General features: G+C 66.1%; 15 protein-coding genes and 1 pseudogene. 8 read left to right on the top strand and 8 right to left on the bottom strand.

Going from position 1 to position 14,627, the window contains the following annotated elements; all coding sequences use genetic code 11:
* Window positions 1–30: 30 nt before the first annotated feature.
* The gene (locus AYB31_RS02930; RefSeq protein WP_068825622.1) at window positions 31–780 is read left to right on the top strand and encodes an AraC family transcriptional regulator; all 750 of its coding nucleotides are present in this window, start codon (window positions 31–33) and stop codon (window positions 778–780) included.
* Window positions 781–911: 131 nt separating this feature from the next.
* On the opposite strand, the gene AYB31_RS02925 is transcribed toward AYB31_RS02930, so the two are convergent.
* Complete coding sequence (locus tag AYB31_RS02925; protein WP_068825620.1) at window positions 912–1,766, bottom strand: sulfurtransferase; 855 nt, start codon at window positions 1,764–1,766, stop codon at window positions 912–914.
* A 118-nt stretch (window positions 1,767–1,884) separates the two neighbouring features.
* On the opposite strand from AYB31_RS02925, the gene AYB31_RS02920 reads away from it, so the two are divergent.
* Window positions 1,885–2,676 (top strand): lysophospholipid acyltransferase family protein, encoded by a 792-nt coding sequence (locus AYB31_RS02920; protein ID WP_068825618.1) that lies wholly within the window; start codon window positions 1,885–1,887, stop codon window positions 2,674–2,676.
* A 58-nt stretch (window positions 2,677–2,734) separates the two neighbouring features.
* On the opposite strand, the gene AYB31_RS02915 is transcribed toward AYB31_RS02920, so the two are convergent.
* Window positions 2,735–3,793 carry an SMP-30/gluconolactonase/LRE family protein gene (locus tag AYB31_RS02915; protein WP_068825616.1) on the bottom strand — a complete coding sequence of 353 codons (1,059 nt, stop codon included), beginning with the start codon at window positions 3,791–3,793 and terminating at the stop codon, window positions 2,735–2,737.
* Between the two features lie 123 nt (window positions 3,794–3,916).
* Between AYB31_RS02915 and rnd the strand changes: the two genes are divergently transcribed.
* The 3 genes from rnd to AYB31_RS02900 are packed head-to-tail and all read left to right on the top strand — an operon-like array spanning window position 3,917 to window position 6,236.
* On the top strand, window positions 3,917–5,032 hold the full coding sequence (gene rnd, locus AYB31_RS02910; RefSeq protein ID WP_068825614.1) for a ribonuclease D: 1,116 nt from the start codon (window positions 3,917–3,919) through the stop codon (window positions 5,030–5,032).
* Window positions 5,029–5,322, top strand: coding sequence for a YcgL domain-containing protein (locus AYB31_RS02905; RefSeq protein ID WP_068825613.1), 294 nt, complete (start codon window positions 5,029–5,031; stop codon window positions 5,320–5,322). Before rnd ends, AYB31_RS02905 begins: the two co-directional genes overlap by 4 nt.
* On the top strand, window positions 5,322–6,236 hold the full coding sequence (locus AYB31_RS02900; protein WP_068825611.1) for a D-2-hydroxyacid dehydrogenase: 915 nt from the start codon (window positions 5,322–5,324) through the stop codon (window positions 6,234–6,236). Before AYB31_RS02905 ends, AYB31_RS02900 begins: the two co-directional genes overlap by 1 nt.
* 3 nt (window positions 6,237–6,239) lie before the next feature.
* Here the strand turns inward: AYB31_RS02900 and AYB31_RS22210 are convergent, their stop codons facing one another.
* Window positions 6,240–6,944: a methyl-accepting chemotaxis protein gene (locus AYB31_RS22210; protein WP_442961787.1), complete on the bottom strand. Its 705-nt coding sequence runs from the start codon at window positions 6,942–6,944 to the stop codon at window positions 6,240–6,242.
* A 384-nt stretch (window positions 6,945–7,328) separates the two neighbouring features.
* A pseudogene (locus AYB31_RS22205) lies at window positions 7,329–7,862 on the bottom strand (Tar ligand binding domain-containing protein); the annotation flags it as partial.
* A gap of 202 nt (window positions 7,863–8,064) precedes the next feature.
* Here AYB31_RS22205 and AYB31_RS02890 point away from each other — a divergent pair.
* Both AYB31_RS02890 and AYB31_RS02885 read left to right on the top strand, forming a co-directional pair.
* Complete coding sequence (locus AYB31_RS02890; RefSeq protein WP_068825607.1) at window positions 8,065–8,514, top strand: YcgN family cysteine cluster protein; 450 nt, start codon at window positions 8,065–8,067, stop codon at window positions 8,512–8,514.
* A 31-nt stretch (window positions 8,515–8,545) separates the two neighbouring features.
* On the top strand, window positions 8,546–9,766 hold the full coding sequence (locus AYB31_RS02885) for a hypothetical protein (RefSeq protein WP_068825605.1): 1,221 nt from the start codon (window positions 8,546–8,548) through the stop codon (window positions 9,764–9,766).
* A 147-nt stretch (window positions 9,767–9,913) separates the two neighbouring features.
* Here the strand turns inward: AYB31_RS02885 and AYB31_RS02880 are convergent, their stop codons facing one another.
* Together AYB31_RS02880 and AYB31_RS02875 are read right to left on the bottom strand one after the other, a co-directional pair.
* Entirely contained in the window at window positions 9,914–10,384 is a 471-nt protein-coding gene (locus AYB31_RS02880) for an RNA methyltransferase (protein WP_068825604.1), read from the bottom strand.
* Window positions 10,385–10,457: 73 nt separating this feature from the next.
* Window positions 10,458–10,796: a YajD family HNH nuclease gene (locus AYB31_RS02875; RefSeq protein WP_068825602.1), complete on the bottom strand. Its 339-nt coding sequence runs from the start codon at window positions 10,794–10,796 to the stop codon at window positions 10,458–10,460.
* Between the two features lie 84 nt (window positions 10,797–10,880).
* On the opposite strand from AYB31_RS02875, the gene AYB31_RS02870 reads away from it, so the two are divergent.
* A complete protein-coding gene (locus AYB31_RS02870) occupies window positions 10,881–11,183 on the top strand; it encodes a hypothetical protein (RefSeq protein WP_068825600.1) in 303 nt (100 codons plus the stop codon).
* Window positions 11,184–11,190: 7 nt separating this feature from the next.
* On the opposite strand, the gene AYB31_RS02865 is transcribed toward AYB31_RS02870, so the two are convergent.
* Window positions 11,191–12,558, bottom strand: a complete 1,368-nt coding sequence (locus AYB31_RS02865; RefSeq protein WP_082805180.1) for a TIGR01777 family oxidoreductase — start codon at window positions 12,556–12,558, stop codon at window positions 11,191–11,193.
* The gene (locus tag AYB31_RS02860) at window positions 12,558–14,594 is read right to left on the bottom strand and encodes a S9 family peptidase (RefSeq protein ID WP_068825598.1); all 2,037 of its coding nucleotides are present in this window, start codon (window positions 14,592–14,594) and stop codon (window positions 12,558–12,560) included. The genes AYB31_RS02865 and AYB31_RS02860 overlap by 1 nt, the downstream gene beginning before the upstream one ends.
* Window positions 14,595–14,627 lie beyond the last annotated feature (33 nt).

The raw sequence follows: 14,627 nt of genomic DNA, 5'->3' as shown, positions 1-14,627 counted from the left end.
TGCGCGTTCGTCTTTCCCCGGTATGCCGAGATGCTCGCAGCGCGCCTGATGCGCCTGGATGACCAGGCCCACGTCCATGCCCATGACCACCATCAACTGGTGTTGTCGCTGGCCGGGCGTGCGGAATTCGAGGTAGGCGGGCGGGGTGGCGAGGTCTGCCGCATGCGCGCCTGCCTGGTGCCGGGCGATGCCGCCCACGAGTTCGCCGGCATGGGTGACAACCGCATGCTGATCCTCGACCTGGACGAGCAGGGCACTCCCGCCGCCGACCTCAGCCTGCTCGCCGAGCTGTTCGAGAGTCCGCGCTACCCGACCCTGGACGCCGATTTCCAGCACCTGCTCAGCTATGCCGGTGCCGAGCTCGACCGCTATGGCAGCGACCCGCACCTGGCCCGCGCCCTCGGCGGCGTGCTGCTGCGAGCGTTGCACCTGCGCATGTTCGGCGAGAGAAAGCCGGCCGTGGCCACGGGCCTCGATCTGCCGCGTCTGGACCGCTACATCGGCGAGCACCTGGCGCGGCGTATCCGGGTGGTGGAACTGGCCCAGGTGGCCTGTCTCAGCCCCAGTCACTTCCATGCCCAGTTCAAGGACAGCGTCGGCCTGACGCCGCACCAATACCTGCTCAAGACCCGTCTCGACCATGCCGCGCGCTTGCTGCGCGAGAGCCCGCTGCCGCTGGTGCGGATCGCCGAGGAATGCGGTTTTTCCAGCCAGAGCGCACTGACCACGGCCATGCGCCGCTACCTGGGGCTGACGCCGAAGCGGCTGCGCGGTTTGTAATCCCGGCGCACCCCTTGGTAGGAGGGGCCTTGGCCGCGACCGGAGCGTTCGTGCAGTCCCCTGTCGCGGCCAGGGCGGAGTGCCGTCCAACCCCTCCTACAGAGCTCTTAGCCCACGTAGTGCGGCGTTACTCAGTCGCCGGTCGCCACCGGGCGCGCCGGGTCGGTGATCCACTCGCTCCAGGAGCCCGCGTACAGCGGCGCCAGCGGATAACCGGCGAGGCTCATGGCGAACAGGTTGTGACAGGCCGTGACCCCGGAGCCGCAATAGGCCACCAGCGCCTCCACCGGTTTGCCGTCGCGCAGGGCATCGAAGCGGCTACGCAACTGCTCGGCAGGGAGGAAGCGGCTGTTCTCGTCGAGGTTGTCGGTGAACACCGCACAGCGGGCGCCGGGGATGTGGCCGGCCACCGGGTCCAGCGGTTCCACTTCGCCACGAAAACGCGGCAGGGCACGGGCGTCCAGCAGGGTCAGCTCGACGTTGCCGAGGCGCTGTTGCAGCTGTCCGGCCTCCAGCAGCAGGCTGGCGTCTGCCTGGCCGGTGAAGCTGCCGGCCACCATCGGCGGCGCCGCGCTATCCAGCGGCAGGTCGACCTCCTTCCAGGCCTTGAGACCGCCGTCGAGCAGATAGACCCCCTCGCGCTTGCCCAGCCAGGCCAGCAACCACCAGGCCCGCGCGGCGAAGGCGCCAGGCGCGTCGTCGTAGAGCACGATCTGCGAGTCGTTGCTGATGCCCCAGACACGCAATTTTTCCACCAGGGCGTTGGCGTCCGGCAGCGGGTGGCGGCCGGTCACGCCCTTGGTCACCGGGCCTGATAGATCTTGTTCCAGGTCGGCGAAACGGGCGCCGGGAATATGCCCTTCGGCGTAGCTGCGGGCGCCATAGGCAGGGGCATCGAGGGCGAAGCGGCAGTCGAGAATGACCAGCCCGGGCTCCTGTAGGCGAGCGTGCAGCTGGTCGGCGCTGATCAGTTGGGCGAGCGGCATGGGAACTCCTGTGTCGAATTCGGGACTATGGGCATCATAAGAACACGTGCGCGACCTGTCGTGCCTATGAAGAGAAGCGCTCCCAACTGTTTCGGCGAGCGCCAGACGAGGAGTACCCATGTCCGGCCTGCACCCTGTCGTTGAAAGTGCCAACCTCGCCCGCCGTATCGGCGTGATCCTGGGTTCGGCGCTGGTCACCCTGTACTACTGCAGCAAAGTGCTGCTGCGTGCCGTCTGCGGACGTCTGACGCGCACCGATGTCGATCGCTATACGCGGCGCTGGTCCGGCCTGCTGCTGCGTCTGGTGCGGATGAACCTCAGCGTGCACGGCCAGGTGCCGGATTTCAGCGATGGCCGGCGCTATATCCTGCTCAGCACCCATGCCAGTCATTACGACATTCCCGCCACCTTCGTCGCCATGCCGGGCTCGATCCGCATGCTGGCGAAGAAAGAGCTGTTCGGCATTCCGGTATTCGGTGCGGCGATTCGCGCTGCCGAGTTCCCCTCGGTGGATCGGCACAATCGCCACCAGGCGGTGAAGGACCTGGACAAGGCCCGGCAGATGATGGAGAGCGGCATCGTGCTATGGGCCGCGCCAGAAGGCACGCGCTCCAGGGATGGTCAGCTGCTGCCGTTCAAGAAGGGCTGCTTCCATCTGGCCCTGGATACCAATGCGATCATCCTGCCCATCGCCTTTCGCGGTATCCACAATGTGCTGCCGGCGCGTACCTGGCGCTTCAACCTGGGTCAGCCGGTGCAACTGCATGTCGGCGCGCCTATCGATACCAGCCGCTACAGTGTCGAGCAGTTGCCGGAGCTGATGATGCAGACCCGTCTGAGCATGCAGGCACTGCTGGGGGATTCGCTGGAGCCGGTGTCGAGTCCGTCGCTCAGCCAGCAACCTGCCTGAGTGACGCTGCACTGCAACAAAAAAGCCCGCCGATTGGCGGGCTTTTCGTCACGGTTGATCAGCGAATCTTCAGCTTGCCGATGCGGTCGTTGTCCAGGCTGCCCAGGTACAGGTAGTCGCCCACCGGTTTCACCGAGGTGACCATGCGCAGGTGAGTGCCGCTGGTGTCGTGCAGGCTGCGGATGATCTCGCCCTGTTCGTCGAGGGCGATGGCCAGGCCGTAGGAGGCCGGTTTCGGCCACAGCGCGCGCGGCAGTTTGGCCAGCTGCGCCTTGATCCAGGGCTGGTTCTGCAGGAAGTCGGCGTCGGCCTTGCGCGGCGTCGGCAGGGCCACCCAGAAGGTGCCGGCGCGGTCGCCCTGCAGGTTGTCCGGCATACCCGGCAGGTTGTCGGCGAAGATCTCATGGCTGCCGGCCTTGTCGCCCTTCAGCCAGTAGCGCTGGATGCGGTAGCGGTAGGTCTCGTTGACCAGCACGAAGTCTTCGTTCTGCGACAGCGCCACGCCGTTGGCGAAGTACAGGTCCTTGAGCAGCACCTGGGTCTTGCCCGTGACCGGGTCGAAGACCATCAGGCGACCGTAGGGGCGGCCTTCGAGCAGGTCGAGCAGGTAATCCGGTTGCTGGAACTTGCTGGAGGCATCGCTGAAATAGATGCGCCCGTCGCTGGCGATATCCAGGTCGTCGGTGAAGGCGAAGGGCACGCCGTCTGCCTCGCTCGCCAGCACCACGATCTTGCCGGCCGGGTCGATGCGCAGCAGGCCCTTGTAGGCATCGGCGACGATCAGGTTGCCCTGGGCATCAAAGTCCATGCCCAGGGGGCGGCCACCGGTATCGGCGAAGGTTTCCACCTGGCCGTCGGTGATGCGAATCACCCGCCCATCATGCAGGCCGCCGTAGACCCGCCCCTGGGCGTCTACCGCAGTGTCTTCCGGGCCGTGGATCTGCCCCTGGGCCAGCAGCTCGGCCTTCATCAGGGTGTCGTTGGGTTCCAGCACGCCATGCATTGGCGGCGCCGGTTGCGGCTGCCAGGCCAGTGGCTCGATGGGACTGGGGGTGAGGACGAGGTAGGCAAAGGCTGCGCCGATCACAACGAGCAGCAGGCCAAGGAGTTTCTTCATTTTGTTATTCCCTGTGGTTGGCTGGCCGGCAGTGTACACGCCTGCGGTCGCCGATACGGGCGCTGAATGCCCGGCCTGCGTGCCAGGCATATATACTGCGCGGCATTGCCGAAGGAGTGCCGCGTGGCTATCGATATTCAATGGATCCTCGACGACGCCAGTCTGGCGCGTCACTGTGCCGAATGGCGCAAGCTGCCCTACGTCGCTCTCGACACCGAATTTATGCGGGTCGACACCTTCTACCCGATTGCCGGCCTGCTGCAGGTCGGCGACGGCCAGAGCGCCTACCTGATCGACCCGCTGCAAGTGCAGGACTGGGCGCCGTTCGCGGAACTGCTGGAAGACCGCAACGTGACCAAGGTCCTGCATTCCTGCAGCGAGGACCTGGAAGTCTTCCTGCGCCTGACCGGCGCGCTGCCGGCGCCGCTGTTCGACACCCAACTGGCCGCCGGCTACCTCGGCATCGGCTTCTCCATGGGCTATTCGCGCCTGGTGCAGGAAGTGCTCGGTATCGAGTTGCCCAAGGGCGAGACCCGTTCCGACTGGCTGCAGCGTCCGCTGTCGCCGACCCAGATCAGCTATGCCGCCGAGGATGCCCAGCACCTGGCCGAGCTATACCAGGAACTGCTGCCGAAGTTGCCGGCCGACAAGCTGGCCTGGCTGCTGGAGGACGGCGCCGAGCTGGTGCTCAACCTGCGCCGCGAGATCGACCCGGACGAAGCCTACCTCGACGCCAAGCTGGCCTGGAAGCTGTCGCCGCAGCAGCTCGCCGTGCTGCGTGCCCTGTGCGCCTGGCGCGAACGTCAGGCGCGGGCGCGCAACCAGCCGCGCAACCGCATCCTGCGCGAGCATTCGCTGTGGCCGCTGGCGCGGTTCCAGCCGGACAACACCGTAGCCCTGGCGCGTATCGAAGACATGCACCCGCGCACCGTGCGCCAGGATGGCGAGACCATCCTCAAGCTGATTCGCGAGGCCGGCGCGCTGCCGCCCGAGCAGTGGCCGGAGTCTTTGCCGCTGCCGCTGCCGATCGAGGCCGGCGCCTTGCTGAAGAAGCTGCGTGCAGTCGGCCAGCGTGAGGCCGAGCGCCTGCAGATGGCGCCGGAACTGATGCTGCGCAAGAAATCCCTGGAAGCCCTGCTCAAGAGCGGCTACCCCGACGGCCCCTGGACCCTGCCGGACAACCTGCGCGGCTGGCGCCGCGAACTGATGGGCCAAGCCCTGCTGGACGAACTGCAATGAAGAAGATCTGCTCCATCTACAAAAGCCCGCGCAAGAACGAGATGTACCTCTACGTGCTCAAGAGCGATGAGCTGAAACGCGTACCCGAAGCGCTGCTGGCCGCCTTCGGCCCGCCGCAGCTGGCCTTCAGCCTGGTGCTGACCCCGGAAAAACCGCTGGCCCGCGAAGACATCCACAAGGTGCTGGAGAACCTCGAAACCCAGGGCTATCACCTGCAGATGCCGCCGCCCGAGGACGACTACATCGAGCACCTGCCGGAAGAACTGCTGCGCCGTAACGATCCGGTCTGATGCGCGTTCTGCTGCTGGAGCGCGATCAGGCGCGCTACGCCGAGCTGCTGCAGGCGGCGAATGCCGAGCTGGAGCTGTGTACGGATGCAGCGCAGGCCGCGAGCTGCCCTGTCTGGCTGGCCGAGCCGGACCTGGCCGTGCCGCTGTTGCGCCAGGGGCTGCGGCCGGCCTGGTTGCAGTCCACCTGGGCCGGCATCACGCCGCTGCTGGCCGATGATCTGCCTCGCGACTACAGCCTGAGCCGGGCGGTCGGCATCTTCGGCCAGGTCATGGCCGAATACGTGCTGACCTACCTGCTGGCCCATCGGCGTCGCCTGTTGCCACGCCTGGCCAGCCAGGTGGCGCAGCAGTGGGATAACCAGGCGCCCGTCAGTCTGCGCGGCTGCCGGGTGTTGATCGTCGGCGCGGGTGACATCGGCTGCACCGTCGGCCGTTTTCTGGCGCCCTTCGGCGTGGAGCTGCGCGGTATCGCGCGTGAACCGCGGGCGATCGAGCCGTTTACGCAAGTGCATGGCTTACAGGACCTGGGCGAGCAGGCCGCTTGGGCCGACTGCCTGGTCAATCTGTTGCCGGATACGCCGGCCAGTCGTGATCTGTACACCGCCGCACTGTTCGAGCGGATGCGCGGCGAGGCGCTGTTCATCAATGCCGGGCGCGGCACCTCGTTGGTTGATGCCGACCTGGTGCAGGCCCTGCGGGCCGAGCAGTTGGCCGGCGCGGTGATCGATGTATGCCGCGAGGAGCCGCTGCCACCGGGCCATCCGTTCTGGGATGCGCCGCGACTGCTGCTCACCGGGCACAGCTCCGCACCCACCGAACCGGCAGCCATGGCGCAGCTGTTTGTCGACAACCTGCAACGCTACCGCGCGGGCCAGGCGTTGCGTGGTTCCGTGGACTTCGCCCGCGGCTACTAGCGGCTAGAAGCTGAAGCGCCGCAGCATGCCCTGCAGCTGCTCGGACATCGACTGCAGGGCCTGGATGGCCTGAACGATGCTGCCTTGCGCGGCGGAGTTCTCTTCGACGATCTGCGCCACCCGCTCGACATTGGCGGCTACTTCTTCGCTGGCTGCGCGCTGTTCCTGCAGGGCGTTGGAAATCAGGCTGACGGCCTGCAGCGATTCGTCCAGCGCACCGCGAATATCCTGCATCGCAGTGCCGGCCTGGGCGACCAGGCGGGTGCCGCTATCGAGTCGTTCGCGGCCGGCATTCATGCTCTGCCTGGCCTTGCCCACGCCGCTCTGGATGGAGTCCACCAGGGCCACTATTTCCGTCGTGGATTGCGCCGTGCGACTGGCCAGGCCGCGTACCTCGTCGGCGACCACGGCAAAGCCGCGGCCCTGCTCCCCGGCGCGCGCAGCCTCGATGGCGGCGTTCAAGGCCAGCAGGTTGGTCTGCTCGGCGATGCCCTTGATCACGTCGACTATGGTGCTGATGTCGGCCGACTGGGCGGCAAGCCGCTCGATGTCCGCGGAGCTCTGCGCCACCAGCTCGGCGATCTGCAGGATTTCCTCGCTGGCCGCGGCGGTGATGCGGATGCCGTTGTCGCTGAGGTCGGCGGCTTTCTGCGCACGGTCGCTGGTGTCCTGGGCGTTCTCGGCGATCTGGCTGATGCTCACCGCCATTTCCTCCATGGTCGCGGCGATGGCCGAGGCGGTGTCGCTCTGGATATTCGCACTGTTGAGCACCTGCTCGGAGGAGGCGGCGAGCTGCAGGGAGGCGGTTTCGATCTGTTCGGAGGCGGCGCCGATGTTGCCGATCATGTCGCGCAATCCGCGGTGCATGCTTTGCACGGAGTTCATCACGCCGGTGCTGGCGCGCTGGAGGATCGACTGCTGGCCCAGGTTGCCCTCGGCGATGCGCGCACTGATCGCTGCCAGTTCACCCGGCTCCGCCCCCAGCTGGCGCCTGAGCAGGTTGGAGAAGTGCAGGGCGAGCAGGGCGCCCAGCAGCAGTGCCACCAGCAGCACCCCGGAGCTCAGCCGCAGGTTGGCGTTGTAGGTGGCCTGGCCCAGGTCATATTGGCGCTTGGCTTCGCCCAGCTGGACGTCGATCAACTCGGCGAACTTGCCGGATAGCGGGTCGATCAGGGGATACAGGCGTTGATCGGCGAATTCGCGCATGGCCGCGCGGCGGTCATTGCGCAGCAGCTCCTGCAACTCGTCCAGCGGCTGTTCGGCGGCCAGCATCATGGGCCTGATCTGCTCGATCAGCGCGCTTTCCTGGGCGATCAGCTGCGTGGCCAGGTAGGCTTCCCAGGTCTGCCTGATCTCGCTGCGGGCCTGGGCCACCAGCTCGGCGGCGCGGCTGGCCGGCAGGCTGCCACTGTTGGCCTTGTGCGTCGCGTCGACGATATTCACCGCGTACAGATCGGCAATCAGCTTGAGGTCGTGCAGCGGTACGACGCGATCCTGATAGACCGTTTCCAGGCCCCGCACGGTGGATCTGAGCCCCTGCAGGCCGAGCAGCCCCGTTAGCAGCAGGCTCAGGAGTAACACGCCGACCAATAAGGACAAGTGAGTACGAATCTTCCAGCTGTTCATGAAGACGTCTTCCCTGGCAGTTTGAAGGCCCCATGACTGGCTACTGGCCATGAGTGAGGTCAGCCTAGATCAGTTTCATGACCTCCCATGCAGAATCTGCTCGAACGGTCAGCAAAGCTGGCATGGCCGCCAGTCGGTCCTGCTTGGCCGGCTGCTGCGCACCGGCTAGACTGCCGCGCCTTTACCCGCTGTACTGATGCTCATGGCCGCTATCGTTCAACCCTTCTGGAAACGCAAGACACTCGCCCAGCTTGATCAGGACGAGTGGGAATCCCTGTGCGACGGCTGCGGCCTGTGCTGCCTGCAGAAGCTCGAGGACGAGGACGACGGCAGCGTCTACTACACGCGTATCGCCTGCAAACTGCTCGATCTCAAGACCTGCCGCTGCAGCGACTACGCCAATCGCCGCCAGCATGTGCCCGACTGTGTGCAGCTCACCCCGGCCCAGGCCGACCAGTTCAAGTGGTTGCCGCCGACCTGCGCCTATCGTCTGGTCAGCGAGGGCAAGGATCTGCCTCTCTGGCATCACCTGGTCAGCGGCGACCCCGATGCGGTGCACCACGAACGCATCTCCCAGTCCGGACGCATGCTTGCCGAAGGCAGCGTGGCCGAGGAAGACTGGGAGGATCACCTGATTTTCCGCGCCGGCTGAGCCGGCATTCCCTGCGCATGGAGCCTTGTCGATGCCTGCCCGCAAGCTGCTGACCTTCACCCTGTTGTTCGGTTTGAGCGCGCCCCTGTGGGCGGCCAAGCATGTCGACCTGGACTACCGCGTACGCTTTCTGCCAGAGACCGACCAGGCCGAAGTGCGCCTGACCCTGGAAAAGGGCGAGGCGGTGCGTAGCCTGGCTTTCAACCTGGGCAGCAAGGGCTACTACAGCGACTTCCAGGCCGACGGCGAGTGGCTGCAGGAAAGCCCCGGGGACGGTACCTGGAAGCCAGCCAAGGGCAAGGCCAGCCTGAGCTACAAGGTGCGCATCAGTCATGCCCGTGACAACGGCAAGTTCGATGCGCGGATGACCCCGGACTGGGTTCTGCTGCGTGGCGACGATCTGGTGCCCAGCGCACGGATGATCAAGGACGACAAGATCGAGCTGGTCGCGCGCCTGCAGTTCGACCTGCCCAAGGGTTGGAATGGCGTCGAGACCGGCTGGCCCAAGATCGGCACCAACAAGTTCCGCATCGACAACCCGAGCCGCAAGTTCGATCGCCCCACCGGCTGGATGCTGGCCGGCAAGATCGGCAGCCGCCGCGCCCAGCTCGGCGACACCGACGTGACGGTGGCCGCGCCGGTGGGCGAGGGCATGCGGCGCATGGACATCCTCACCCTGCTGACCTTCGTCTGGCCCGAAGCCCAGGCGCTGTTTCCGCGCGACCCGGCCAAGCTGCTGATCGTCGGTGCCGGTGACCCCATGTGGCGCGGCGGCCTGTCGGCGCCCAACTCGATCTATTTCCAGGCCGAACGCCCGCTGGTCAGCGAGAACGGCACCAGCTCGCTGGTGCATGAGCTGGTGCATGTGTTCAGCCGCATTCGCGATGCTGAGAAAAGCGACTGGATCAGCGAGGGCCTGGCCGAGTACTACGCCATCGAGCTGGTGCGCCGTGCTGGCGGCATGAGCGAGGATCGCTATCAGGTGATCCGCAAGAAACTGACGAAGTGGAGCAAGAAGGTCGGCAGCCTGCGCACCGAAAATTCCACCGGCCCGGTGACCGCGCGCGCGGTGCTGCTATTGCAGGAACTGGATCGGGAAATCCGCAAGACCACCGACAACCAGCGCTCGCTGGATGACGTCACGCGCGGTCTGATGCGTCTGGACAAGGTCACCACTCAGGACTTCATCGAGATCAGCGAGAACGTCATGGGCCGCGGTTCCGAAGTGCTGGACAGCAAGCTGCTGCGCTAACTGGTCCGCACGCGCACGCGCTGCCGGGCGGCGCCTGTCTCTCGGCTGTTCTGTGTTCAGGTGAACCGCGCGCAGGCGGGTGGGTAAGCCGGGCGTCATGCGCACCCGACTCGATTCAGTTCCTGCAGCTGTGCCGTAACCAGCCTCTTAGAACTGCGGGCCCGAGCGCGTATTGTTGCCCTTGGCCAGGCGGTCGTAGAGCACCACGTTGACGGTGGCCGCCAGGTTCATGCAGCCGTTGGTGGGGATATACACCACTTCGTCGCCGCACCAGGCGCGGATGTCCTTGTCCAGCGAGCCGTCCTCCGGGCCGAAGATGTACAGCGCCCGATCCGGGTGGGTGTAGTTGGGCAGGGCGCGGGCGCCTTCCACCAGCTCCACCGCCACTGGGGTACAGCCCAGCGGCACGATACGGCGCAGGTCGTCGATGTTGATCAGCGGAATGTCCTGGTGGACCTTCTTGGTGTCGGTGACGAAATCCTTGGCGCGGTCATAGCGGGTGCCGGTGTAGAACACCGAGCTGACGCCATAGCAGCCGGCCGCGCGCATGATCGAGCCGACGTTCTCCGGCGACTTGGGATTGAACAGGCCGATGCAGCTGTATCGTTTGTTGGCCACGGTAGGGCTCGCGTAAAAAGACGCGATTATACGGCGGCGCGCGATACCTACGCTGTTTTAGTGGGAGCGGCTGTCAGTCTTTCTTCAGCAGGCTGGCCAGGTCGCCAAAGGCCTTGTAGGTGGTCTTCGCCGCTTGCGGGCTGGCGGTGGAGCCTTCGGCGAAATACTGCTGGTCGGTGTAGCGCGAGTGCTCGTTGTCGTGACAAAACAGGCACAGCAGCTCCCAGTTGGAGCCATCGGCCGGGTTGTTGTCGTGGTTGTGGTCGCGGTGGTGCACGGTCAGTTCGCTCAGGCGTTTGCCGCTGAACTCGCGGGCGCAGCGGCCGCAGACGTGCGGGTACATCTTCAGGGCTTTCTGCCGGTAGTCTGCTTCGGCCTTGGCCGAAATGGTGTAGCTGGGCTTGGTGCTCATGGCAGGGCCTGTGGTCGGGTGGTGAACGCGGCGGTTCCGAGGCTGCCAGAATAAAGCCAAAGCCCACCTGGCTGGAGCCCCCTCATGCGACTTTTTCCTGTGCTCACGCTGGCCCTGGCCATGCTCTCGGTCGTCGCCTCTGCGGCCAACTCGCTCGGCGGTCCTGCGCCTGGCTCACCGGGCACCGCCACGCCGCAACCCTATGGCCAACCCCAGATGCGCCCGCTGGGTGGTAGTCCCAGCCGGCCGCCGCTGTTGGTCAATCCGACACAGCCGCGCCCGCAGAGCATGCCCCAGCCTCTGCCCAAGGATCGCCCCCTGCCGCAGCTGGAAGAGCAGCGCCAGCGCAACTCCTCGCATCCGGCGGAGACGATCGACAGGCCCTGAGGCCTGCCTAGCGAGATGGCATTAGCTGGCCAAGAGCGTCGTCGAGCGCCGGATAGTGAAACCGGTAGCCATGCTCCAGGAGTTTGCTCGGCAGAACCCGCTGGCCGCTGAGCAGCACTTCGTCGGCCATTTCCCCCAGCAGCAGGCGAACCAGCCAGGCCGGCACCCTTACCTTGAGGCGGGCGCGGGGCAGCTGGCGCTGCATGGCCTGGCAGAATTCGGCGTTGGTCACCGGTGCGGGGGCGCTGAGGTTGACCGCGCCGCTGATCTGCGGCGAGGTCATGAGCATGGCGCAGATATCCAGCACATCCTGCAGGTGAATCCAGGGCATCCACTGGCCGCCAGTGCCCAGTTGGCTGGCGATACCCAGCTCGAAGGGCCGCCGCAGTTCCGCCAACGGGCCACCGCCCTGGCCGAGCACTATGCCTATGCGCAACAGGCAGACGCGCACGCCCAGGCTTTCCATCTGCCGCGCGCGCGCTTCCCATTGGGCGCAAAGCTGGTGGGAGAAACAGTCGCGAGGTGCGCTGTTCTCGTCGAGCGGCTCGTCCTGCCAGTGCCCGTAGTAGCCCACGGCCGAGCCGCTGAGCATTGCCTCTGGGCGCTGTTCCAGGCGCCGTACCAGCTGCAGCAGCTGGTCGGTGACCTGTAGCCGACTGTCGAGGAAGCGCTGCTTGCGGGCGGCGCTCCAGCGTTGCCCGGCAAGGGGCTCGCCGGCCAGGTTGATGATGCAGTCGATGCGCTCGTCGTCAGCGATCTGCTCGAGGCTGGTGAGGCAGGTCACCCGACCCTGGATATTGCCGAGGTTGGCAGGGTTGCGAGTCAGTATCAGCACCTCGTGCCCGGCTTGGCTCAGGGCGCTGGCCAGCGGGCTGCCGATAAAGCCGCTGCCGCCCGTGAGCAGCACCCGCAGGCGGCGCTCGGCGTTGTAGCTCAGCTGGAAAACCCTTTGCGCTGAGCGATTGCAGGGGCGCAGAAAGAACAGGGGAATGGCGATGGACAGTGCGGCCGATGCATTCAGGTAGGCGTGCAGATGCAGGCCGAAATAAAGGGAAATGCTGCTGTCGAGCACACACCAGACCAGCAGTGCGGCGAATATCAGCGGTTTGATCACGGGCGAGCCGTGCTGGCGGTAAAGGTAGATCAGGCCGCAGAACAGCAGCCCCCAGCTTGCCACGGTCGGTCCGAACAGACCGACCATGGTGCGCAGCAGCGTCTGGTGCTCGGCCGAAGCGGGCGAGCTTGAGACGCTGGCGTAGAGGTAGTCGAAGTACGGCTGGGTGAGCGAAAGATGAGCGGAGAAGGCCAGGGCGATGCCCAGCGCCACATGCCCCAGGCCGACCAGTAGCAGCCAGCGGTAGAGAAAGCGCTGCATCAACGGACTCCCAGCACTTTGAACAGAAAGGCGTATTCCAGCGCCACGTCCTTGAGGGCCTGGTAGCGGCCGCTCATGCCGCCGTGGCCGGCACCGAGGTCGGTCTTGAGCAGGAGCAGGTTGTCGTCGCTCTTCAGTTCGCGCAGGCGTGCTACCCACTTGGCCGCTTCCCAGTACTGCACGCGGCTGTCGTTGTAGCCGGCCACGGCGAGGATGGCGGGATAGGCCTGGGTGCGCACGTTTTCGTAGGGCGCATAGGCCTTGATGCGCTCGTACACCTCGGGCTGCTTGGGATCGCCCCACTCGTCGTACTCGGTCACGGTCAGCGGCAGGTCGGGGTTCTGCATGGTGTTGAGTACGTCGACGAAGGGCACCTCGGCAATGGCTGCCGCGAACAGCTGCGGGCGCTGGTTGAGCACGGCGCCGATTAGCAGGCCGCCGGCGCTACCGCCGCTGATGGCCAGTTGCGCGGGGGTGGTCAGGCCTTCGCTGATCAGTTGTTCGGCGCAGGCGATGAAGTCGTCGAAGGTATTCTGCTTGTGCTCCAGCTTGCCGGCGCGGTACCAGGCCTCGCCCAGCTCGCCGCCACCACGCACATGGGCGATGGCGAAAACGAAGCCGCGCTCCAGCAGGCTCAGGCGCGCATGGCTGAACCAGGGGTCGAGGCTCTCGCCGTAGGCGCCGTAGCCATACAGGTAGAGCGGGGCGGGTGCGCCTGCGCTGAGCACGTCCTTGCGCGCCACCAGGCTGATCGGCACTTGCGTGCCATCGGCTGCCGTGGCCCAGAGGCGGCGGCTCTCGTAGGCGTCGGGGTCGAACGGGCCTTCCACCGGGGTTTGTTTGAGCACCTGCTGTTCGCCCGTGGCCAGGTCCAGCTGGCGTACCTGGGCCGGGCGCCCCAGCGCCTCGTAGCGCAGGCGGATCGCCGGGCTGTGGAACTCCAGGCTGTCCTGCACGTACAGGCTGTAGGCGGCGTCCGGCAGTTGTACGGGGTAGGGCGGCAGGCCCCGCGGGTGCACCTCGATGATCGGCAGGCCGCCCTGGCGCAGGCTGAGGACGAAGGCCTCCTGGTTGAGGGTGACGCCTTCGAGCATGCGTTGCGGATCATGGCCGATCAGCTCGCGCCAGTGCTCGCGGCTCTGCTGGGCCTCGTCCGCGACATACAGGGCGAAGTTGATGCCGGCCTGGTTGCTGCGGATGAACCAGGTCCACTGGCCGTCCAGCAGGCCGTGGTCGACATCGTATTCGTGATCCTCCTGGCGCGGTGCCAGGCAGCTGAATTCACCCTGCGGCGTGGCGGCGTCCAGCACCCAGGCTTCGCTGGTGGTCTTGCTGCCCAGGCTGAGGATCAGCTGGCGCTCGGAGCTGCTGCGGTAGCAGCTGAGGAAGAAGCGGCCGTCGGCCTCCTCGAAGACCAGGGCGGCAGCGCTGTTGCCAAGCTTGTGGCGGTATAGGCGGTGCGGGCGATGAGTGTCGTCCAGGGTGACGAAAAACAGCGTCTGATTGTCGTTTGCCCAGGTCATCTGGCCGTCGCAGTCCTCGAAGGGCAGTTCGTCGACCGCGCCGCTTTCCAGGTTTTTGACGAACAGGCGATAGATCTCGTCGCCGGCGGTATCCAGGCTGTAACCGAGCAGGCGGTGGTCGGGGCTGACGGTGAAGGCGCCGAGGGCCAGGTAGCCGCCGCCGGCCAGGGCGTTGGGGTCGAGCAGCAGTTGCTCGGCACTTTCGTCCACCATCAGTGAGCCGTCGGCCGGACGCGGGCAGCGGTAATGCCTTGGGTATTCGTCGCCGGCGGTAGTGCGCTGGTAGTACAGCCAAGGGCCCCAAGGCGTCGGCAGCGACAGGTCGGTCTCGCGAATGCGCCCTTTGATCTCCTGAAACAGCGTTTCGCGCATCTCGGCCTGTTCGGCCAGTTGCGCTTCGAGGTAGGCGTTCTCGGCCTGCAGATGCGCTAGCACCTCGTCGCTGTCGCGTTGTTCCAGCCAGCGGTAAGGGTCGGTGCCGGTCTCGCGGCGGGCCATCGGGGCATCGGTCATGGTGGTTCTCGGCTGCGGGGCGACCACGGGGAG

Origin of the sequence: Pseudomonas sp. BMS12 (assembly GCF_001592875.1) — a bacterium.
Lineage (GTDB): Bacteria > Pseudomonadota > Gammaproteobacteria > Pseudomonadales > Pseudomonadaceae > Aquipseudomonas.
This window is presented reverse-complemented; position numbering and strand designations above follow the sequence as displayed.

Coding starts and splice junctions, on each gene's coding strand:
- AYB31_RS02930 (WP_068825622.1), top strand. CDS start 31: ATGCTCGCAGCGCGCCTGATGCGCCTGGATGACCAGGCCCACGTCCAT.
- AYB31_RS02925 (WP_068825620.1), bottom strand. CDS start 1,766: ATGCCGCTCGCCCAACTGATCAGCGCCGACCAGCTGCACGCTCGCCTA.
- AYB31_RS02920 (WP_068825618.1), top strand. CDS start 1,885: ATGTCCGGCCTGCACCCTGTCGTTGAAAGTGCCAACCTCGCCCGCCGT.
- AYB31_RS02915 (WP_068825616.1), bottom strand. CDS start 3,793: ATGAAGAAACTCCTTGGCCTGCTGCTCGTTGTGATCGGCGCAGCCTTT.
- AYB31_RS02905 (WP_068825613.1), top strand. CDS start 5,029: ATGAAGAAGATCTGCTCCATCTACAAAAGCCCGCGCAAGAACGAGATG.
- AYB31_RS02900 (WP_068825611.1), top strand. CDS start 5,322: ATGCGCGTTCTGCTGCTGGAGCGCGATCAGGCGCGCTACGCCGAGCTG.
- AYB31_RS22210 (WP_442961787.1), bottom strand. CDS start 6,944: ATGGCGGTGAGCATCAGCCAGATCGCCGAGAACGCCCAGGACACCAGC.
- AYB31_RS02890 (WP_068825607.1), top strand. CDS start 8,065: ATGGCCGCTATCGTTCAACCCTTCTGGAAACGCAAGACACTCGCCCAG.
- AYB31_RS02885 (WP_068825605.1), top strand. CDS start 8,546: ATGCCTGCCCGCAAGCTGCTGACCTTCACCCTGTTGTTCGGTTTGAGC.
- AYB31_RS02875 (WP_068825602.1), bottom strand. CDS start 10,796: ATGAGCACCAAGCCCAGCTACACCATTTCGGCCAAGGCCGAAGCAGAC.
- AYB31_RS02870 (WP_068825600.1), top strand. CDS start 10,881: ATGCGACTTTTTCCTGTGCTCACGCTGGCCCTGGCCATGCTCTCGGTC.
- AYB31_RS02865 (WP_082805180.1), bottom strand. CDS start 12,558: ATGCAGCGCTTTCTCTACCGCTGGCTGCTACTGGTCGGCCTGGGGCAT.
- AYB31_RS02860 (WP_068825598.1), bottom strand. CDS start 14,594: ATGACCGATGCCCCGATGGCCCGCCGCGAGACCGGCACCGACCCTTAC.